Below are 19,243 nucleotides of genomic sequence, written 5' to 3' on the forward strand. Positions count from 1 at the left end.
CGCGGGGCGTGGCGCAGGGCGCCGGGTCCGTCAGGGGGCCGTCGCGCGGGCGCGGGCGGCCTCGGGAGTCAGACGGCCGCCCTCGGCGTACGCGGCGGCGTACCCCTCCGCGCCCAGCCGGGCCCGCGCCAGGGCCGCCGCGCGGTCGACGTCCAGGCGCTCGGCGGGCGGCAGCGGCGCGCCCACCGACGCGCGGGCCGCGGCCGCCGCGCCCAGGAGCGTCGCCGCCGCCTCGTACCCGCCCGCGGCGGCCCGCGCCCCCGCCAGGCCCTCCAGGGCGAGGGCCAGCGCCCGCGGGTCGCCGAGGCCGCGCGCCACCGCGAAGCCCTCGTCGTGCAGCGCCAGGGCCGCCGCCGCGTCGCCCCGCAGCTCCGCGGCGAAACCCAGCTCGGCCAGCGCGAGCGTCACACCGGGGCCGTAGTCGGCCGCGCGGAACCACGCGAGCAGCTCCCGCATGTGCCCCTCGGCGGCGGCCAGGTCGCCCGCGCGGCGCGCCCCGAGGCCGAGCCCGATGAGGGCGTCGACCTCGCCCGAGCGGAAGCTGTGGGCGCGCGCCAGGCGCAGTGCCCGCTCGTGGTGCTCCCGGGCCCCGTCGGTGTCGCCGGTGAGCAGCGCGATCCGGCCGAGCCCCGACAGGCGCTTGGACGCCTCGGTCCACAGCCCCAGGCGCTCGGCGATGGCCAGACCCTCGCGGTGCAGCCGCTCGGCCTCGGCGTGGTCGCCCGCGATCTCGCTCAGCGCGGCCAGCGGGAACACCGTCTGCAACCGGCCGAGCGAGTCGCCGAGGTCGGCGAAGAGCCGCGCGGCGCGCTCGCTGTCGCGCCGCACCGCGCCCAGGTCGCCGCGGGCCATCGCGTGCCGCGCCCGCACGCTCAGCGCCGCCGCCGTGCCCCAGGTGTCGCCGAGGGCGGCGAAGGCGTCCAGGGCCTCGTCGACCAGCCGCTCACCGGCGCGCACCGCGCCCGCGCCGAGCTGCGCGGAGCCGAGGACCCACAGCGCGGTGGCGCGCCCCGCCGGGTCGTCGACCTCCTCGTATGCCTCCTCGTTTGCCGCCAGGGCCGCCCGCACGAGGTCCCCGTCGGCGGCCGGGCCGGGGCCCGTGCCGAGGCAGACGTCCGGGGGCGCGTCGGGGCCCGCGGCGGCGCCCTCGCGCAGCGCGATCCCGGCCCGCCAGGCCAGCGCGAGCGCCCGCGCCGCGGCCGTCTCGGGGGCGGACGCGGCGTCGGGGACCAGCGCCAGCGCCGCGTCCAGCGCGCCGCGGGCCTCGGCGATCCGGCCGCGCAGCACCCAGTACCAGGCGAGCGCGTTCACCACGCCGAGGGCCCGCCCCGCCGCGCCCCGCTCCACCGCCGTGTCAAGCGCCCGCCGGAGATTGGCGCTTTCCTCGTCGAGCCGTTCCAGCCACACGCGCTGCCGCGGGCCGCGCAGCGCCGCACCGGCCCGCACGGCGAGCGCGGCGTAGTGCGCGCTGTGCCGCTCCCGCAGCGCGTCGAACTCGCCCGCCTCCCTGAGCTGTTCGAGCCCGTACGCCCGCACAGACTCAAGGAGGCAGTAGCGCGGCCCGTCCGGGCGGTCCGCCACCACCACGAGCGAGCGGTCCACGAGCCGCCCGAGCACGTCCAGCACGTCCGGGGCGCGCACCGCGCCGCCCGCGCTCACCGCCTCGGCCGCGTCCAGGCCGCACCCGTCGTGCACGGCCAGCCTGCGCAGCAGGGCGCGCTCGCCCGCGCCGAGCAGCGACCAGCTCCAGTCGATGACCGCCCGCAGCGTGCGCTGCCGGGCCGGGGCCCCGCGCAGCCCGCGGGCGAGCAGGGCGAACCGGTCGTCGACGCGGGCGAGCAGGCCGTGCACGCCGAGGGTGCGCACCCGGGCCGCCGCGAGTTCCAGGGCCAGCGGGATGCCGTCGAGCCGGGCGCACAGTTCGGCGACGGCCTCCGCGTCGTCCGCGCCGAGCGCGCCGCCGGGCGCGAGGCCCGCCCGCTGCCGGAACAGCTCCATGGCACCGGCCAGTTCGAGCGGCGCCACCGCCCGCACGTGCTCACCGCTCACGTCCAGCGGCTCCTGGCTGGTCGCCAGGACGCTCAGGCCGGGCACGTCGCGCAGCAGCGCGACGACCGCCTCGGCCGCGGCCTCCACCACGTGCTCGCAGTTGTCGAGCAGCAGCAGCGTCCGCCGCCCGCGCAGCGCGTGCGCCAACCGGCCCACGGAGTCCACCGGCGCCGCCGGGTCCGGCTCCTCGTGCAGCCCGAGCGAGCGCGTCACGGCCTCGGCCACGGCGTCCGGGCGGCGCGTCGCGGGCACGCCCGCCAGCTCCACGAGCCAGACGCCGTCCGGGTACGCCCCGGCCGCGCCGCCCGCCGCCGCCACCGCGAGGCGGGTCTTGCCCACCCCGCCGGGGCCGGTGAGCGTCACCAGCCGTGCGCCGCCCAGCAGTTCCCGGAGCGCGGGCAGTTCGGCGTCGCGGCCTATGAGGGGCGAGACGGGGGTGGGGAGGTTGGTGCGCGCGGGGTGTGCGGGCGCGGTCGAGGGCGCGTACGGGGAAGGAGCGGAGGGCGGCGGGGCGGCCAGGGCGGGGTCCTGCCGGAGGACCGCCGTGTGCAGGGCCGCCAGGTCGGGGCCCGGCGCCAGGCCCAGCTCGTCGGCCAGGCGGCGCCGCAGCTCCTCGTACGAGGCCAGCGCCTCCGTCTGCCGCCCCGCGCGGTACAGCGCCCGCAGGTGCGCGGCCCGCAGGCGCTCCCGCAGCGGATACCGCTCGACGAGATCGGCGAGTTCGGCGGTGAGCGGCCCGTGCTCGCCCAGCTCCAGGCGCGCCTCGGCCCGCTCCTCCCACGCCGTCAGGCGGTCCTCGCCGAGCCGTTCCGCGGCGCCCCGCGCCAGGCCGCCACCGGCGAAGTCGGCGAAGGGCTCGCCGCGCCACAGGCCGAGCGCCGCGTCCAGCAGCCGCACCCGCTCGCCCGGCTCCGCGGCGGCCCGCGCCTCGGCGAGCAGCCGCGCGAACCGCCCCGCGTCGACCGCGTCCGGCGCCACCCGCAGCGCGTACCCGGCAGGCCCCGACACCACCAGGGCCCGCCCGCCCGGCTCGCCCCGCTCCAGGGCGCGGCGCAGCTGGGACGCCTTGCCCTGAAGGGCGTTGGCCGGGTGGTCCGGCAGCGCCGCCGCGCCCCACAGGCCGTCGATGAGCCGCTCGGCGGACACCGGGCGGCCCGGGTGCACCAGGAGCTGGGCGAGGAGCGCGCGGACCTTGGCCCCGGGAACGGCGACGGGCGCCCCGTCGCTCGCCCACACCGCCAGCGGACCCAGCACCCCGAATCGCATGCCGACGACGATAACCCGCCTGCTCAAGCACCCTGTCGGTGCCGACCGGCAGCCGAGCAGCAGCCGGTCAGAGGCCGAGCGACAGCGCACCGGCAGCCGACCGGCAGCGCCCACCCGCAGGGTTCTCGGCACCGGCCACCGACGCGGCGGCCCCCCACCCCGGAGGAACACCAGCCATGAGCACCACGCCCGCCCCTTCCGCCACGCCCACCACCGTCACCGTCCTCGGCCTCGGCAACCTCGGACAGGCCCTCGCCCGGAACCTCCTCGACCAGGGGCACCGCCTCACCGTCTGGAACCGCTCGCAGGACAAGGCCGACGCCCTCGTCGCCGACGGCGCCACCCTCGCCGCCACCCCGGCCGCCGCCATCGCCGCCAGCGACCTGGTCGTCATCTGCGTACTCGACTACACCACCGTCCGCGACCTGCTCACGCCCGTCGGCGGCGCCCTCGCGGGCCGCGCCGTCGTCAACGTCACCTCGGGCATCCCCCAGGCGGCCCGCGAACTGGGCGCGTGGGTGAGCGAGCAGGGCGCCGCCTATGTGGACGGCGCCGTGTACGCGGTCCCGCAGACCATCGGCACACCGGAGGCCTTCGTGCTCTACAGCGGCGACGCCGACGCCTTCGCGCGCCACCGGGCGGTCCTGGAGCCGCTGGGCTCCGCGGTGTTCGTCGGCACGGACGCCCCCCTCGCGCCGGTCTACGACGTGGCGCTGCTCAGCGGCATGTACGGGATGTTCGCGGGCTTCTTCCAGGCGGTGGCCGTCGGCGGCTCCGCCGGGATCGGCGCGGCGCGGGTGACCGACCTGCTGGTGCGCTGGCTGCGGGAGGCGCTCGACGCGCTGCCCGGCTTCGCCGCGGAGATCGACGCGCGCGACTACCGCACGGAGACCTCCAACCTGGACATCAACGCCGTCGGCCTCGCCAACATCCTCACCGCGACACGGGCCCAGGGCGTCGGCGTGGACCTCCTGGCGCCGCTCCAGCGGCTGTTCGACGAGCAGATCGCCCAAGGCCACGGCTCCGCGAGCCTGGCCAGGACCATCGAGTCGCTGCGCTGACGGGCCGACGCGGGGCGCGAGCGCGGGGCGGACCGGCACGGGGCCGCCCCCGGCGTCAACGCGGTGTCAACGTCCGGGCGCGCGCTGCCAAGGATGTGTCAAGGGGCATGTCCGGCCGCCCCGCCAGCGGCTTCGGTGGGGACATAGAAGTCACCCGGCACGCCGAGGAGTTGAGGACCGTGAGCGCGGAACACGTGGTGGGCGTCGTGATCGCCCTGAGCCTGGTCGGATATCTGGTCCTCGCGCGCCTGTACCCGGAGAGGTTCTGACACCGGCGCGATGACCGACGTACGACCCGGACAGCTGAAGATCTACCTCGGGGCGGCACCGGGGGTCGGCAAGACCTGCCGCATGCTCGACGAGGGGCGGCGCAGGGCCGCCCGCGGGGCCGACGTCGTCGTGGGCCTCGTGGAGTGCCACGACCGGCCGCACACCCAGGCCGCGCTCGACGCCGCGCTCGCCCAGGGCGTGGGGGTCGTGGAGCGCGCCCCGAGCGTCCACCGGGGCGCGGAGGCCATCGAACTCGACCTGGACGCGCTGCTCGCCCGGCGCCCCGAAGTGGCCCTGGTCGACGACCTCGCCCACGCCAACGCCCCCGGCGAGGGCCGCAACCCCCGGCGCTGGCAGGACGTCGACCGGCTGCTCACGGCCGGGATCGACGTCGTCACCACCCTCAACATCCAGCACCTGGAGTCCCTCAACGACGTCGTCGAGAAGATCACCAAGGTGCCGCAGACCGAGACGGTCCCCGACGACGTGGTGCGCCGCGCCCAGCAGATCGAACTCGTCGACATCGCCCCGCAGGCGCTGCGCCGCCGCATGGCGCACGGCAACGTCTACCCGCCCCGGCAGGTCGACGCGGCCCTCGCCCACTACTTCCGCACCGGCAACCTGACGGCGCTGCGCCAGCTCGCCCTGCTGTGGCTGGCCGACCGGGTCGACGAGGCGCTCAAGGCCTACCGCGTCGAGCACGGCATCGGCGGCGTCTGGGAGACCCGGGAACGCGTCGTCGTCGGCCTCACCGGCGGCCCCGAGGGCGACACCCTCATCCGCCGCGCCGCCCGCATCGCCGACCGCTCCGCCGGCGGCGAACTGCTCGCCGTGCACGTCACCCGCAGCGACGGCCTCGCCGCGGGCACCTCGCACGCCTCGCTGGCCCGCCAGCGCCGCCTGGTGGAGGACCTCGGCGGCAGCTACCACTCGGTCGTCGGCGACGACACGGCCAGCGCCCTGGTGGAGTTCGCGCGCGCCGAGAACGCCACCCAGCTGGTCCTCGGCTCCAGCCGCCGCGGCCGCTTCGAGCGGTTCCTCACCGGGCGCGGCACCGGCGAGGCCGTCGTCGAGATGTCCGGTGACATCGATGTCCACACCGTCACCCACGAACGCGCCGGGCGCGGCACGCTGCTGCCGTCCCGCAGGCGCACCCTGTCGGGCCCGCGGCGCGTCGCGGGCCCCGTCGCCGGGCTGCTCCTGCCGCTCGCGCTCACCGCCCTCCTCGACCTGGACGTGGCCCGCGGCCGACTGAACCTCACCAGCGAGGCGCTGCTGTTCCTGCTTGCCGTGGTGGGCGTGGCCTGCATCGGCGGCGTGGCCTCCGCGGTGGTCGCGGCCGTCACCGCCTCGCTGCTGCTCAACTACTGGTTCATGCCGCCCACGGGGCACTTCACGCTAGGCGACCCCAACAGCGTGGTCGCGCTCGCGGTGTTCACGAGCGTCGCCGCCACCGTCGCCGCCGTCGTCGACCGCTCCCTGCGCCTGTCCCGGCGCTCGGCGCGCGCCACCGCCGAGGCGGAGACCATGTCGTCGCTCGCGGGCACCATCGTGCGCGGCGGCCGCCCCGTGCCCGCACTCCTGGAGCGGGCCCGCGAGGCCTTCGGCGTCGAGGCCGCCGAACTGGTCGAGGAGCCGCCCGGCACCAGCGACCCCCTGGTGACCGCCGTGCCCGCGGGCGACGCCTATCTGGTCCTGCGCGGACGGCCGCTGCCCTCCGCCGACCGGCGGGTGCTCGCCGCGTTCGCCGCGCACGTGGGCGCCGCCGTGGAGCGGGCCAGGCTCGCCGAGGCCGCCGCCGAGGTGGAGCCGGTCAAGGCCGCCGACCGGATGCGCACCGCCCTGCTGCGCGCCGTCGGCCACGACCTGCGCACCCCGCTGGCCGCCGCCCTCGCCGCGATCGGCTCGCTGCGCAGCCGCGACCTGGACTTCTCCGAACAGGACCGGCAGGAGCTGCTCGCCACCGCCGACGAGTCCATGACCAAGCTGAACCGGCTCGTCGACAACCTGCTCGACATGAGCCGCCTCCAGGCGGGCGCGCTCACCCTCGACCTGCGCGCCACCAGCCTGGAGGAGGTCCTTCCGCCCGCGCTCGACTCGCTGCCCGTCGCCTGCGCCGTCGAGACGGGAAGCCTGGAGGAGATCCCCGAGGTCCGCGCCGACCCGCCGCTGCTGGAGCGCGTCATCGCCAACCTCGTCGGCAACGCCGCCCGGCACACCCCGCCCGGCGAGAAGGTCCTGGTCACCGCCAGCGCCCTCGCGGGCCGCGTGGAGCTGCGCGTCGTCGACCGCGGCCCCGGCCTCCCGGCCGCCGACCGCGACCGGGTCTTCGAGCCCTTCCAGCGGCTCGGCGACACCGACAACACCACCGGCCTCGGCCTCGGCCTCGCGCTCTCCCGCGGCCTCACCGAGGCGATGGACGGCACCCTCACCCCCGAGGACACCCCCGGCGGCGGCCTCACCATGGTCCTGTCCCTGCCCTGCGCCGCACACCCCGGCCCCCCGGACGGTTCGAACAGGGGGATCGCGCAGGGGGCGTGCATCGGGTGAACGCGCGGTCCGGCTCGCGCGTCTGCCATGCTGAGCGCCTTTGACTGACCGGGCGCACCACCCGCACGACCAGTGGGCGGAGCACCCGCACCCGATCGCAGAGACGAGATTCATGGCACGCGGCAAGCTTCGGATCTATGTGGGGGCGGCACCGGGCGTCGGCAAGACGTACGCGATGCTGTCCGAGGCACACCGCCGTATCGAGCGCGGCACCGACTGCGTGGTGGCCTTCGTGGAGCACCACGACCGGCCCCGTACGGAGGTCATGCTGCACGGCCTGGAGACGGTGCCGCGCAAGCAGCTCGGCTACCGGGGCGCGACCTTCACGGAAATGGACGTCGACGCGGTGCTGCGCCGCGCCCCGGCCGTCGCCCTGGTCGACGAGCTGGCGCACACCAACGTGCCCGGCTCGCGCAACGCCAAGCGCTGGCAGGACGTCGAGGAACTTCTCGCCGCCGGGATCGACGTGGTCTCCACCGTCAACATCCAGCACCTGGAGTCCCTGGGCGACGTCGTGGAGTCCATCACCGGCGTCCGGCAGCGCGAGACCGTGCCCGACGACGTGGTGCGCCGCGCCGACCAGATCGAGCTGGTCGACATGTCACCCCAGGCGCTGCGCCGCCGCATGGCGCACGGCAACATCTACAAGGCCGACAAGGTCGACGCGGCCCTGTCCAACTACTTCCGTCCCGGCAACCTGACAGCGCTGCGCGAGCTGGCCCTGCTGTGGGTCGCGGACCGCGTCGACGAGTACCTCCAGCAGTACCGCGGCGAGCACAACATCCGTAAGCCCTGGCAGGCCCGTGAGCGCATCGTCGTCGGCCTCACCGGCGGCCCCGAGGGCCGCACCCTGCTGCGCCGCGCGGCCCGGCTCGCGGAGAAGGGCGCGGGCGGCGAGGTCCTCGCCGTGTACATCGCCCGCAGCGACGGCCTCACCGCGGGCTCCCCGAAGGAACTCGCCGTCCAGCGCACCCTGGTGGAGGACCTCGGCGGCAGCTTCCACCAGGTGATAGGGGAGGACATCACGGCCTCCCTGCTGGAGTTCGCCCGCGGGGTCAACGCCACCCAGATCGTCCTCGGCGTCTCCCGCCGCAAGGGCTGGCAGTACGTGTTCGGGCCGGGCGTCAGCGCCACCGTGGCCAGCGAGTCGGGGCCCGACCTGGACGTCCACCTCGTCACGCACGACGAGGCGGGCAAGGGCCGGGGCCTGTCGGGCACGCCCCGCACCACGCGGCTCGCCCGCGACCGGATCATCTGGGGCTGGCTCGTCGGCATGGTGGGGCCCGCCCTGCTCGCCCTGCTGCTGCGCGGCGTCGCGCCCCACCTCGGGCTCGCCAACGACATGCTGCTGTTCCTGTCGCTGACGGTGGCGGCGGCGCTGCTAGGCGGGCTCGCCCCGGCGCTCGCGTCCGCGGCGTTCGGCTCGCTGCTGCTCAACTACTTCTTCACCCCGCCCGTCCACCACATACTGATCGCGAACCCCAGGAACATCGTCGCCCTCACCATCTTCGTCGCCGTCGCGGTGTCCGTGGCGTCCGTGGTCGACCTGGCGGCCCGCCGCACCCACCAGGCCGCCCGGCTGCGCGCCGAGTCGGAGATACTGTCCCACCTGGCGGGCAGCGTCCTGCGCGGCGAGAACAGCCTGGAGTCCCTTCTGGAGACCGTCCGCGAGACCTTCGCCATGGAGTCCGTCGCCCTCCTGGAGCGCGAGAGCGACATCTCCCTGTGGACCTGCACGGCCAGCGCGGGCACCCGGCCGCACGTCGGCCGCCCCGAGGACGCCGACGTGGACATGCCGGTCGGCGACTACATGTCGCTCGCGCTGACCGGCCGGGTGCTGCCCGCCGAGGACCGGCGGGTGCTCGCCGCGTTCGCCGCGCAGGCCGCCGTCGTCCTCGACCGCCAGCGCCTGAAGTCGCAGGCCGACGAGGCCCGGGCGCTCGCCGAGGGCAACCGCATCCGCACCGCGCTGCTCGCCGCCGTCAGCCACGACCTGCGCACCCCCCTCGCCGGGATCAAGGCGTCGGTGTCCAGCCTGCGCTCCGACGACATCGAGTGGTCCGACGAGGACCGGGCGGAACTCCTCGAAGCCATCGAGGCGGGCGCCGACCGCCTCGACCACCTCGTCGGCAACCTCCTCGACATGTCCCGGCTCCAGACCGACACCGTGCAGCCGATGGTCCGCGAGATCGACCTCGACGAAGTGGTGCCGCTCGCCCTGGAGGGCATGGCCTCCGCCGACAGCGTCGTCCTGGACATCCCCGAGGAGCTGCCGATGGTCGCCGCCGACAAGGGCCTCCTGGAGCGCGCCGTCGCCAACGTCATCGAGAACGCCCTGAAGTACAGCCCCGAGGGCGAGCCCGTCCTGGTCGCCGCCAGCACCATGGCTGACCAGGTGCAACTGCGCGTCGTGGACCGCGGCCCCGGCGTCCCGGACGACGCCAAAGAGCGCATCTTCGAGCCGTTCCAACGGCACGGCGACGCCCCGCGCGGCGCGGGCGTGGGCCTCGGCCTCGCCGTCGCCCGCGGCTTCACCGAGGCTATCGGCGGCACCCTCACCGCCGAGGACACCCCCGGCGGCGGCCTCACCATGGTCCTCGCGCTGCGCCGCGTCCCCGGCCGCCCCCAGACGGACCCGGACCTTCCGGCGGCGGCCACGTCATAGGCGTGGTCATAGAGGCGTGGTCCTAGGCGTACCGGAAGGCTCAGGAGGCGGGCGGGGCCTGGTGGGCCTGGGCGCGTTCGAGGAAGCGGAGGAGTTCGACGGGGAAGGGCAGGACGAGGGTGGAGTTCTTCTCGGCGGCGACGGCCACGACGGTCTGGAGCAGGCGCAGTTGCAGGGCTGCGGGCTGCTCGGACATCTCCTTGGCGGCCTCGGAGAGCTTCTTGGAGGCCTGGAGTTCGGCGTCGGCGTTGATGACGCGGGCGCGGCGCTCGCGGTCGGCCTCGGCCTGACGGGCCATGGAGCGCTTCATGGTCTCCGGCAGCGAGACGTCCTTGATCTCCACGCGGTCGATCTGCACGCCCCAGCCGACGGCCGGGCTGTCGATCATCAGCTCCAGGCCCTGGTTGAGCTTCTCCCGGTTGGACAGCAGATCGTCCAGATCGCTCTTGCCGATGATCGAGCGCAGCGACGTCTGCGCCATCTGCGACACCGCGAACCGGACCAGAGCCGCGGACAGGGTCGCCGCGCCCGCCGCGAGCAGCTCCTGCACCATGACGACCCCCTGTCGCTCCGAGGCACCTCCGAGCCGCCGCACACCACCCGGTATTCACCCGGTATTCAACGGTACGCCCGGTTCGCCGCGCGGGGCGAACGGCCGCCGGGGCGCGGTCAGCGCCGCCGGGGCCGGGACTCGTACAGCCGCGTGTAGTAACGGCCACCGGCCTCCAGACCGGCCGGGTCGTCGCCCGCCGCGCGCACCCGCTCCACGGCGTCACGCTGCTCATCGGGGCCGGTGAACAGGCGCTGCGGGTAGAGCCGCCCGGGATCGGTCGTGGTGACCAGGCCGTGCGCGGCGAGGCTCTGGGCGATCCGGTCGTACGGCACGGTGCGCAGCACGAACGCGTCGACCCACAGGGGAAGCCGCACCTGCTCCAGGAGCGCGTCGAAGGTGCGGTGCGAGACGTAGCTGATGCCGCCGGTGACGATGATCAGGCCGACGCCCGCCAGCGCCCGGGCCAGCGCCGGGCTGGGCGCCGCGCGCTCCAGGTTCTCCGCGTACGCCTCGTCGAGCAGCCCCACGGCCAGGGCGTACGCGGTGGCGTGGGGCGCGCTGTCCACGCCGATGATCCGCGCCGCGCCGGGGCGGCGGCGGGCGGCGTAGAACTCCTTGTCGCGGTCGACGAGTTCGCCCGGCGTGAGCGCGTCCGCCTCCTCGCTCGTGTAGTGCGCGTACAGCTCGTCGAGCGTGACGTCGTGGTTCAGCAGCGCCGCGTTGACGCCGTAACCGCAGCACAGATCGAGGACGGTGACCGGCCCGCCGCGCTCCCGGGCGGCGAGCGCCCGGCGGAAGACGCCCTGCGCGTGGTGCGGGATCTCGTACGCGTACGGGGCGAGTCGGCGGAAGTAGGCGCGCGGGTCCGGCCGGTCGTAGATGTCGTCGAACCGCGTCTTGCCCGACGTCCCGCCCGCCGCGGAGCCGTCGCCGCCGCCGGGGACGGGGCCGCCGTGTCCGGGCGTCCGGTGTGCGCGCATGGGTGTACCTCCGTGAACGTCGGGTCGGGGTGCGGTGGTTGAAGCTCTACCCGAGGCACTCCTGGCGCCGGAAGACCACGAGGCGCGTCCCGGCCACGCTGACTCATTAGGCTGTGCCGGTGTTCACCTCCCAGGGCCCCTCACTGCGTGAGCTGGCCGTCCAGGCGCTGTCGTCCACGGAACGCGGCTACGACCTCCTCGCGCCCACGTTCGACCGCACGCCGTTCCGCACGCCCGACCGGATCCTCGACGCCTGCGCCGAGGCGCTGCGCCCGTACGGCGCGTTCCGCGCGGGCCTCGACGTGTGCTGCGGCACCGGGGCGGGCGTCGAGGTCCTGCTGCCGCTGTGCCGGAAGCGCGTGACGGGCGTGGACTTCAGCGCCGGGATGCTGGACGTGGCGCGGGCGAACGTCGCCGCGCCGGGGGCCGGGCCCGCCGTGGACTGGGTGCGGGCCGACGCCCGGGCGCTGCCGTTCACCGGGGCCTTCGACGTGGCCGTCAGCTTCGGGGCGTTCGGGCACTTCCTGCCGTCGGAGCGGCCCGGCCTTTTCGGGCAGGTGCACCGGGCGCTGCGCCCCGGCGGCCTGTTCGCCTTTCCCATCGGCGCACCCCAGCCACTCACGTCACCATGGTACTGGGCCATGCTCGGCTTCGACGCGGCGATGCGGGTGCGCAACGCGCTGTGGCGGCCCCGCTTCGTCATGTACTACCGCACGTTCCCGCTGGCCGGGGTGCGCGCCGACCTGGAGCGCGCCGGGTTCGCGGTGGACCTGCTGCCGCTGGAGGAGTTCGGCCGCCGCGACGACGGCAGCCCGCACTGGCGCCTGGTGGTGGCGCGCCGGGCGTGACACCGGCCGCCGCGCTCAGGCCCCCGCGCCGCCGCTGCCGAACGCCCGCCGGTACGCCTGCGGGCTGACCCCGGCGACCCGTTTGAAGCGGTCGCGGAACGCGGTGGGGGAGCCGAAGCCGACCTGCGCGGCGATGCGCTCCACCGGGTGCTCGGTGGTCTCCAGGAGGTGCTGGGCGCGGCGCACCCGGGCCCGGTGTAGCCACTGGAGCGGGGTGGTGCCGGTCTGCTCGCGGAAGCGGCGCAGCAGGGTGCGGGTGCTCAGGCCCGCGTGCGCGGCGATGTCGTCGAGGGTGAGGTCACGGGCCGCGTGCTCGTCCAGCCAGGCGAGGAGGGGTTCGAGGGCGGCGCCGCGCGGGCTCGCCGGGGGCAGGTTGACGATGAACTGGGCCTGTCCGCCCTCGCGTTCTAGCGGCATCACGGAGGCGCGCGCGGCCTCGGCGGCGACCGCGGAGCCGTAGTCGCGGCGGATCATGTGCAGGCACAGGTCGAGCCCGGCGGCGGCGCCCGCCGAGGTGAGGATCTGGCCGTTGTCGACGTACAGCACGTCCGGGTCCACGGCGACGTCCGGGTACGCCGCCGCGAGCTGCTCGGCCGCGAACCAGTGCGTGGTCGCCCGCAACCCCTTGAGCAGGCCCGCCTGGGCGAGCACGAACGTGCCGACGCAGATCGACGCGATCCGCGTGCCCGCGTCGGCCGCCGCGCGCAGCGCCGCCAGGACGTCCTCGCGTACCGGCGCCATCGGGTCGTGGACGCCCGGCACCATCACCGTGTCCGCGTCCGCGAGGGCGCTCAGGTCGTGGTGCGCGCGCAGCGTGAACGTGCCCGCGTCGACCTCCGGCTCGGCGGCGCACACCCGCAGCCGGTAGGCGTCCCGGCCGCCGGGCAGACAGGTGCGGGCGAACACGTCGATGGGCATGGCCAGGTCGGACGGGATGACGTTGTCCGGGGCGAGGACCGCGACGGTGTGCATGGCGGCAACGTACGCCACCACCGGAAGTCCGCCAAGCGGCACGGTGGGCCCTGAGCAGCGGGGGAGCGGCGGAAAGGGCCCTGACCAGCGGTCGCAGAGCCCTGGCGATATCCCGTTGGAACCTGTCATTAGTGCCACTGTCGGGGTGCCCCGCGCCCTGGCTAGCCTCGGCCCGGGGCCCGCCGGAACCGCCAGGGAACGGCCGCGGCCCCGCCCCACCACCACCCAGGAAACGGAACCTCGCATGCACGTGCAGGCAGTCCTGTTCGACGGCTTCGACCCGCTGGACGTCCTCGGCCCTCTGGAGACGCTGTACGCGGGCGGCCTCGCTGTCGGCGGCGGGCTCACCGTCGAGCTGGTCTCGGCGGAGGGCCCGCGCGCCATCCCCAGCGGCCTGGCGGCGGTGACGCTGACCGCCACCGCGAAGCTCGACCCCGAGCGCGCCGGACTCGTCCTGCTGCCCGGCGCGGCCGGGCCCACCGAGCAGGGCCACGCCGACGACGACAGCATCCCCTCCCGGCTCCAGCGGGCGCTGTCCACCGAGCTGCCCGCGCTCATGGGCGCCGCCCTCGCCGCGCCGGGCGTGACCGTGGCCACGGTCTGCGGCGGCTCGCTGCTCCTGGCGATGGCGGGGCTCATCAAGGGCCGCGCCACCACCGGGCACCACCTGACGTACGAGGCCCTCCAGGCGCAGGGCGCCCGCCCGGTCGCCGCGCGCGTCGTCGACGACGGCGACCTGGTCAGCGGCGGCGGCGTCACCTCCGGGCTCGACCTCGGCCAGTACCTGCTGGAGCGGGAGTTCGGGCCGCGCGTCGCGCACGCCGTGGGGGAGCTGTTCGCGCACGAGCGGCGCGGCGTCGTCTGGCGGGACGCGGGCGTGCTGCCCGTGGCGAGCTGAGCGGGGCCCGCCGATGACCAAGGTCTTCCTGATCCTGCACGTCCTCGCCGCGATCCTCGCCGTGGGTCCGGTCGCGGTCGCCGCGAGCATGTTCCCGAAGGTGCTGCGCGACGCCCTCGCCGAGCCCGGCGCCGCCGCGCCCGTCACGACGCTGCGCACCCTGCACCGCATCTGCCGCGTCTACGCGGGCGTCGGCTTCGCCGTGGTGGCCTTCGGCTTCGCCACCGCCAGCAGCATGGGCGTCCTGAACAGCCCCTGGCTGGTGACGTCCATCGCGCTCACGTTCGTCGCCGCCGTGGTCCTGATGGTGCTGGTGCTGCCGCGGCAGGAGGCGGCGCTGGACGCGGTGAGCGCGGGGGCCGGGGGCGGTGCGGGGGCCGGGGAAGGGGCGGCGTCTGAGGAGGGGGCGGCGTCCGCGGGCGCCGCCGTGGCCGTCGACGCCCGCGCCAGCGCCCGCCTCGCCATGTTCACCGGTGTCTTCAACCTGCTCTGGGCGACCGTCACCATCCTGATGATCGTCCGGCCGGGCTCCACGACCGGGGGCTGAGCCCGGCGCCGGGGCCCGCGGCGGCTCCCTAGGCCAGGAACTCCGCCCGCTCCGGGGCCACGGGGTGGGCGAAGCCGTCCCTCGCCGCCCAGCGCGCGACCTCGGCGACCGCGAGGTCCGTCAGGCGGCGCCACTCGTTGCCCTGCGACCCGGCCAGGTGCGGGGTGAGCAGGGCGTTGTCGCAGTCCCACAACGGGTGCCCGGGCGGCAGGAGTTCGGGGTCGGTGACGTCGAGCACCGCCCGGATCCGGCCCTCCACCACGGCCCGGGTCAGCGCCTCGTGGTCGACGACGGCGCCGCGCGCGGTGTTGATGAGCACGGCGTCCGGGCGCATGGCGTCGAGCAGGGCGCGGCTGACAAGGCCGCGCGTGGCGGGCAGCAGCGGCGTGTGGACGCTCACCACGTCGCTGGCCGCGAACAGTTCGCCGAGGCCCACGCCACGGGCGCCGAGCGCCGCGGCCCCGGCCTCGGTGACGTACGGATCGTGCAGCAGCACCTCCAGGTCGTACGGGCGCAGCAGTTCGATGACCCGGCGCCCGATGTGCGAGGCGGACAGGACGCCCACCACGCGGCGGTGGTTGCCGACCGAGCGGGGCGTGGCGAACGGGTCGTCGGGGCGGCGCGCGGCGGTGTAGGCGCGCGCCCGCTCCAGGACCCGCTTGCCGGTCAGCAGGATCATCGCGACGGTGTACTCGGCGACGGGCAGCGCGTTGGCGGCCGCCGCCGACGACACCGCGATGCCGCGCTCCCAGCACGCGGGCGTGACGTGACCCCGTACGGAGCCCGCCGTGTGCACCACGGCCCGCAGCCTCGGCGCGGCGGCGAGCGCGGCCGTGTCCAGCGGCGGGCAGCCCCAGCCGGTCACCAGCACCTCGACGTCCCCGAGCACGGCCCGCGCCCGCTCGGTGCCGAAGGCGTCGAGCAGCGGCGGATAGCGCAGCTCGCTCACCCCGGCGAGGGCGGCGACCGCCGCGTCGTCGAGCACGGCCGCCGCGGCCTCGGCCGACATGGCGACCGCGACACGGGGCAGGGAACGGGGGCGGGGCGTCGCGGGCATGGGCCGGGTTCCTCACGTCGTCGGGCAGGGGCTGGGGGCCGCCGGGCGCACCGGACACGCGCCGGGGCCACGGGCCATGCCCACAGCACCAGACGCACGCTACGAGCACCAGACGCCAGGCAGCGGGCAAGCGGCACCGAGCGGCACGCGAGCAGCGCCACAGCGGCACGCCAAGAGCACCAGACGCCACGTCACGAGTCCCGCGCGGCACGCCAGGAGCCCGCGCCCGCCCGCCGCCGCTCATGCCTTCCCGTACGCCGTACCCGTCCGTACGGCTGTACGCCGTACGGGGCCGCGCGTGATGATCTCCCCATGGCTGAGATCACGTTGATGTCGGACCCGGAGGTCGCCGCCGTGCCCGTGCGGGACCGCGGGGAGCGCCTGGTGGACGTCCGCAGCGAGGGCGGGCTGCTGGTCGACTCGCTGGTAGCGGACGCCGAGGGCGCGTACGCGCTGCTGCGCGAGGGGGTGCTGCGGCGCCTGGTGAAGGCGCAGGAGTCGCTGCCGGACGGCCTGCGGCTGCTGTTCGTCGAGGGTTACCGGCCGCTGTCCCTCCAGCGCCACTACTTCGAGGAGTACACGGCCGAGCTGCGCGCCGCCGACCCCACCCGCAGCCCCGGGGACCTGCACGCCGCCGCGAGCCGCTATGTGTCGCCGCCGGACATCGCCCCGCACAGCGCGGGCGCCGCCGTCGACTTGACCCTCGCCGACGCCGACGGCACCCCGCGCGACATGGGCACGCCGGTCAACGCGAGCCCCGAGGAGAGCGCGGGCGCCTGCTACACGCACGCGGACGGCATCGGCGCCGAGGCCCGAGAGAACCGGCGCCTGCTGGGCGCGGTGCTCACGGACGCGGGCCTGGTCAACTACCCCACCGAGTGGTGGCACTGGTCGTACGGCGACCGGTACTGGGCCCTGGCGACGGGCGCGGAGCACGCCCTGTACGGGCCGTGGCAGGGCGACTGAGCGGGGCGCCAGCCATCGGGCGCGCCAGCCGTCCCGGAGAGGGAGCCGTCCCGGGTGGGAGCCCGGCGGTCCGCGGCGGGCGGGTCCGCGGCCCCCGGGTCCCGCCGGGCGCCTCGCCCCCGTATCATCGGCCCCATACCGCATCGCATGGCGGCCTCCTCGTACGTACAGCCCTGACCGGGAGGTCTCCGCATGCCCGCGCTCACCGTCCGACCCTTCCACCGCGACGACCGGGACCAGCTCACCGAGCTGGTGAACGCCCATGTGGCGGCCGTCGTGCCCGGGGTGTCCGTGTCCGTGAACACCGTCGTCGGGGCGCTGGCCCGGCAGCCGGACGAGTTCATCACCGACCCCTGGGTGGCCGAGCGGGTGACGCTCGTGGCCGAGCAGCGGTCGTTCGTCGTGGCGGCCGCGCACCTGCTGCGCTACCGCGGGGACGACGAGGTCGGCCCGGACTACCGGAACATGGGCGTCGTCGACTGGTTCGTCTGCCACCCGCCCGCCTCGTTCTGGCCCGACGCCGACGAGGCCGCCGACCTGCTGATGGGCGCCTGCCTGGCGCAGCTGGCCCGCTGGGGCGTGCGGGCGCGGGAGGCCGACGGCGCGCTGCCCGCTCCCGGCGTGTACGGCCTGCCCCGGGTGTGGCCGCACGTCCGCGCCGCCTACGAGCGCGCCGGGTTCCGGCACACCGGTCACACCGAGGTCGTCCTCATCGCGGCCGTGGCCGACCTGGCGACGCCCGAGCCGCCGGTTCCCGGCCTCGTGGCGCACCGCTCGCTCGGCGAGTGCGGCACTCGCCTCACGGCCCGTCTGAACGGCCGCGACCTCGGCTTCGTCGAGGTCGACACGGCGCTCGGCCGCCCCGAACGCCAGGCCCGCAACGGGGCGTTGGCGGACGTCGGCAACTTCCACCTGGAGCCGGACCACGGCGTCGAGGGCCTCGCCGCCTGGCTGCTCGGGCAGGCCGCCGCGTGGCTGCGGCTCGCGGGCGCCGACCGGCTCCTGGCGTACGAGGCGGCCGACGACCCGGCCGCGCTCGCGGAGCTGACGGCGCTCGGCTTCACCGAGCTGGTGCGCTGCGACCGCGGCTGGACGCACCGGCCGACCGGCTGATACCGGCCGACCCCTGGACGCCCGGCCGGTCACCGACCGGCCGGGCGGCCCGCTCAGCCGAACTGCACCGACCGCTTCGACAGGCCGAGCCAGGTGCCCTCGATGACGCTGCGCTGCGAGCGCAGCTCGTCCTCGGCGGTGCCGAGGGTGACGGCCAGCGGCACGAAGTGCTCCTCGCGCGGGTGCGCGAACCGCGCGCCCGGCGCCTTGTGGAGGAAGTCGAGCAGCGCGTCCACGTCCCCGGCCGCGAGGGCGCGGCTGCCCCAGTCGTCGAACTCGGCCATCACGGACGGCACCTCGTTCTGGGGGTTGATGGCCCGCAGGTTGTGCGTGAAGGAGCCGCTGCCGACGATCAGCACGCCCTCGTCGCGCAGCGGCGCCAGACGGCGCCCGATGTCCATCAGCTTCCGCGGGTCCAGGGTCGGCAGGGAGATCTGGAGGACGGGGACGTCGGCGTCCGGGTACATCTCGCGCAGCGGCACGTACGCGCCGTGGTCGAGGCCCCGGTCCGGCAGGTCGTGCACCGGCATGCCCGGCCCGCGCAGCAGCTTGCGGACCCGCTCGGCAAGGTCGGGGGCGCCGGGCGCGGCGTACTGGATGCGGTAGTAGTGCTCGGGGAAGCCCCAGAAGTCGTAGATCAGCGGCACGGTGGTGGTCGCCCCGAGGGCGAGCGGGGCCTCCTCCCAGTGGGCGGAGACCATCAGGATCGCCCGCGGGCGCGGCAGGTCCCGGCCCCACTGGGCCAGCTCGCCCGGCCAGTGGGCGTCCTCGGCGAGGGTGGGGCCGCCGTGGCTCATGAAGAGGGACGGCATGCGCTCCGGTGCTGCGGTGGTCATGGTCGGCTCCTTGTGCCGTGTGCCTCGTGGTGCGGGGGTGCCGTCCCGTGCTGCGGAGGCGGGTACCCCGTAGGTTCAAATTTGAACCATGCCCCGACCGTAGCTGATTGTTTGAATTTGAACAACAGGCGTACGCTGCCGCCATGGCCGAAACGAACTGGCTCGACGACGACGAGATGGCCGCCTGGCAGGCCTTCCTGACCGCGGGGGCGCTGCTCGACCGGCGCATCGAGCAGCAGCTGAAGGACGAGGCGGGCCTGTCGCACCTCCAGTACGAGGTCCTGGTCAGGCTCTCCGCCGCCGAGGGCGGCGCCCTGCGCATGAGCGAGCTGGCGGACGCCGTCATCACCACCAAGAGCGGCCTCACGTACCAGATCACCCAGCTGGAGAAGGCGGGCCTGGTGCGCCGCCGCTCCTGCGAGCGCGATGTGCGCGGCGTCTACGCCGTCCTCACCGACGCGGGCCGCGCCCGCCTCGAAGAGGCGGCGCCCGGCCATGTCGCGGTGGTCCGCGCCCACCTCGTCGACGTGCTCACCGCCGACCAGCTCGCGGCCCTGCGGGAGGGCCTCGGCGAGGTCGTGCGCAGGCTGGGCGGGAGCCCGGCCTAGCCGC

General features: G+C 75.7%; 15 protein-coding genes and 1 pseudogene. 10 read left to right on the forward strand and 6 right to left on the reverse strand.

The genetic code is table 11. From position 1 onward, the window contains the following. Window positions 1-30: 30 nt before the first annotated feature. Window positions 31-3,315: a BTAD domain-containing putative transcriptional regulator gene (locus tag ACOBQU_RS33770; protein ID WP_423632491.1), complete on the reverse strand. Its 3,285-nt coding sequence runs from the start codon at window positions 3,313-3,315 to the stop codon at window positions 31-33. Between the two features lie 176 nt (window positions 3,316-3,491). On the opposite strand from ACOBQU_RS33770, the gene ACOBQU_RS33775 reads away from it, so the two are divergent. The 4 genes from ACOBQU_RS33775 to ACOBQU_RS33790 all read left to right on the forward strand — a co-directional run bounded on the left by ACOBQU_RS33775 (window position 3,492) and on the right by ACOBQU_RS33790 (window position 9,861). Further along, window positions 3,492-4,376 (forward strand): NAD(P)-dependent oxidoreductase, encoded by an 885-nt coding sequence (locus ACOBQU_RS33775; protein WP_423632493.1) that lies wholly within the window; start codon window positions 3,492-3,494, stop codon window positions 4,374-4,376. Between the two features lie 107 nt (window positions 4,377-4,483). Beyond that, window positions 4,484-4,645, forward strand: coding sequence for a potassium-transporting ATPase subunit F (locus ACOBQU_RS33780; RefSeq protein WP_423632495.1), 162 nt, complete (start codon window positions 4,484-4,486; stop codon window positions 4,643-4,645). Window positions 4,646-4,655: 10 nt separating this feature from the next. Next, complete coding sequence (locus ACOBQU_RS33785) at window positions 4,656-7,196, forward strand: ATP-binding protein (protein WP_423632497.1); 2,541 nt, start codon at window positions 4,656-4,658, stop codon at window positions 7,194-7,196. Window positions 7,197-7,308: 112 nt separating this feature from the next. Continuing rightward, window positions 7,309-9,861, forward strand: a complete 2,553-nt coding sequence (locus ACOBQU_RS33790) for an ATP-binding protein (protein WP_423632499.1) — start codon at window positions 7,309-7,311, stop codon at window positions 9,859-9,861. Window positions 9,862-9,901: 40 nt separating this feature from the next. Here ACOBQU_RS33790 and ACOBQU_RS33795 read toward each other — a convergent pair. Both ACOBQU_RS33795 and ACOBQU_RS33800 read right to left on the reverse strand, forming a co-directional pair. Next, window positions 9,902-10,363: pseudogene (locus tag ACOBQU_RS33795) on the reverse strand (SPFH domain-containing protein); the annotation flags it as partial. Between the two features lie 167 nt (window positions 10,364-10,530). Beyond that, the gene (locus tag ACOBQU_RS33800) at window positions 10,531-11,394 is read right to left on the reverse strand and encodes a hypothetical protein (RefSeq protein ID WP_423632501.1); all 864 of its coding nucleotides are present in this window, start codon (window positions 11,392-11,394) and stop codon (window positions 10,531-10,533) included. A gap of 119 nt (window positions 11,395-11,513) precedes the next feature. Here ACOBQU_RS33800 and ACOBQU_RS33805 point away from each other — a divergent pair, with 119 nt between their 5' ends. After that, the gene (locus ACOBQU_RS33805; RefSeq protein ID WP_423632503.1) at window positions 11,514-12,242 is read left to right on the forward strand and encodes a class I SAM-dependent methyltransferase; all 729 of its coding nucleotides are present in this window, start codon (window positions 11,514-11,516) and stop codon (window positions 12,240-12,242) included. Window positions 12,243-12,257: 15 nt separating this feature from the next. On the opposite strand, the gene ACOBQU_RS33810 is transcribed toward ACOBQU_RS33805, so the two are convergent. After that, window positions 12,258-13,214 carry a GlxA family transcriptional regulator gene (locus ACOBQU_RS33810; RefSeq protein ID WP_423632505.1) on the reverse strand — a complete coding sequence of 319 codons (957 nt, stop codon included), beginning with the start codon at window positions 13,212-13,214 and terminating at the stop codon, window positions 12,258-12,260. A gap of 244 nt (window positions 13,215-13,458) precedes the next feature. Here ACOBQU_RS33810 and ACOBQU_RS33815 point away from each other — a divergent pair, with 244 nt between their 5' ends. Next, window positions 13,459-14,112, forward strand: a complete 654-nt coding sequence (locus ACOBQU_RS33815; RefSeq protein ID WP_423632507.1) for a DJ-1/PfpI family protein — start codon at window positions 13,459-13,461, stop codon at window positions 14,110-14,112. 13 nt (window positions 14,113-14,125) lie between these two features. Then, entirely contained in the window at window positions 14,126-14,659 is a 534-nt protein-coding gene (locus ACOBQU_RS33820; protein ID WP_423632509.1) for a hypothetical protein, read from the forward strand. A gap of 28 nt (window positions 14,660-14,687) precedes the next feature. On the opposite strand, the gene ACOBQU_RS33825 is transcribed toward ACOBQU_RS33820, so the two are convergent. Further along, a complete protein-coding gene (locus ACOBQU_RS33825; RefSeq protein ID WP_423632511.1) occupies window positions 14,688-15,716 on the reverse strand; it encodes a hydroxyacid dehydrogenase in 1,029 nt (342 codons plus the stop codon). 312 nt (window positions 15,717-16,028) lie between these two features. Here ACOBQU_RS33825 and ACOBQU_RS33830 point away from each other — a divergent pair, with 312 nt between their 5' ends. Both ACOBQU_RS33830 and ACOBQU_RS33835 read left to right on the forward strand, forming a co-directional pair. Then, window positions 16,029-16,682: a M15 family metallopeptidase gene (locus ACOBQU_RS33830; protein WP_423632512.1), complete on the forward strand. Its 654-nt coding sequence runs from the start codon at window positions 16,029-16,031 to the stop codon at window positions 16,680-16,682. Window positions 16,683-16,874: 192 nt separating this feature from the next. Beyond that, entirely contained in the window at window positions 16,875-17,795 is a 921-nt protein-coding gene (locus ACOBQU_RS33835) for an N-acetyltransferase (protein WP_423632514.1), read from the forward strand. 53 nt (window positions 17,796-17,848) lie between these two features. Here the strand turns inward: ACOBQU_RS33835 and ACOBQU_RS33840 are convergent, their stop codons facing one another. After that, window positions 17,849-18,631 carry a dioxygenase gene (locus tag ACOBQU_RS33840; RefSeq protein ID WP_423632516.1) on the reverse strand — a complete coding sequence of 261 codons (783 nt, stop codon included), beginning with the start codon at window positions 18,629-18,631 and terminating at the stop codon, window positions 17,849-17,851. A gap of 143 nt (window positions 18,632-18,774) precedes the next feature. Between ACOBQU_RS33840 and ACOBQU_RS33845 the strand changes: the two genes are divergently transcribed. Further along, window positions 18,775-19,239, forward strand: coding sequence for a MarR family winged helix-turn-helix transcriptional regulator (locus tag ACOBQU_RS33845; protein WP_423632518.1), 465 nt, complete (start codon window positions 18,775-18,777; stop codon window positions 19,237-19,239). Window positions 19,240-19,243 lie beyond the last annotated feature (4 nt).

Source organism: Streptomyces sp. G45, from assembly GCF_049542095.1.
In the GTDB taxonomy this organism is placed as follows: Bacteria; Actinomycetota; Actinomycetes; order Streptomycetales; family Streptomycetaceae; genus Streptomyces.

Excerpts from the sequence above, each read along its gene's own strand:
- ACOBQU_RS33770 (WP_423632491.1), bottom strand. The coding sequence starts at position 3,315 with ATGCGATTCGGGGTGCTGGGTCCGCTGGCGGTGTGGGCGAGCGACGGG.
- ACOBQU_RS33775 (WP_423632493.1), top strand. The coding sequence starts at position 3,492 with ATGAGCACCACGCCCGCCCCTTCCGCCACGCCCACCACCGTCACCGTC.
- ACOBQU_RS33780 (WP_423632495.1), top strand. The coding sequence starts at position 4,484 with ATGTCCGGCCGCCCCGCCAGCGGCTTCGGTGGGGACATAGAAGTCACC.
- ACOBQU_RS33785 (WP_423632497.1), top strand. The coding sequence starts at position 4,656 with ATGACCGACGTACGACCCGGACAGCTGAAGATCTACCTCGGGGCGGCA.
- ACOBQU_RS33790 (WP_423632499.1), top strand. The coding sequence starts at position 7,309 with ATGGCACGCGGCAAGCTTCGGATCTATGTGGGGGCGGCACCGGGCGTC.
- ACOBQU_RS33800 (WP_423632501.1), bottom strand. The coding sequence starts at position 11,394 with ATGCGCGCACACCGGACGCCCGGACACGGCGGCCCCGTCCCCGGCGGC.
- ACOBQU_RS33810 (WP_423632505.1), bottom strand. The coding sequence starts at position 13,214 with ATGCACACCGTCGCGGTCCTCGCCCCGGACAACGTCATCCCGTCCGAC.
- ACOBQU_RS33815 (WP_423632507.1), top strand. The coding sequence starts at position 13,459 with ATGCACGTGCAGGCAGTCCTGTTCGACGGCTTCGACCCGCTGGACGTC.
- ACOBQU_RS33820 (WP_423632509.1), top strand. The coding sequence starts at position 14,126 with ATGACCAAGGTCTTCCTGATCCTGCACGTCCTCGCCGCGATCCTCGCC.
- ACOBQU_RS33825 (WP_423632511.1), bottom strand. The coding sequence starts at position 15,716 with ATGCCCGCGACGCCCCGCCCCCGTTCCCTGCCCCGTGTCGCGGTCGCC.
- ACOBQU_RS33830 (WP_423632512.1), top strand. The coding sequence starts at position 16,029 with ATGGCTGAGATCACGTTGATGTCGGACCCGGAGGTCGCCGCCGTGCCC.
- ACOBQU_RS33835 (WP_423632514.1), top strand. The coding sequence starts at position 16,875 with ATGCCCGCGCTCACCGTCCGACCCTTCCACCGCGACGACCGGGACCAG.
- ACOBQU_RS33840 (WP_423632516.1), bottom strand. The coding sequence starts at position 18,631 with ATGACCACCGCAGCACCGGAGCGCATGCCGTCCCTCTTCATGAGCCAC.
- ACOBQU_RS33845 (WP_423632518.1), top strand. The coding sequence starts at position 18,775 with ATGGCCGAAACGAACTGGCTCGACGACGACGAGATGGCCGCCTGGCAG.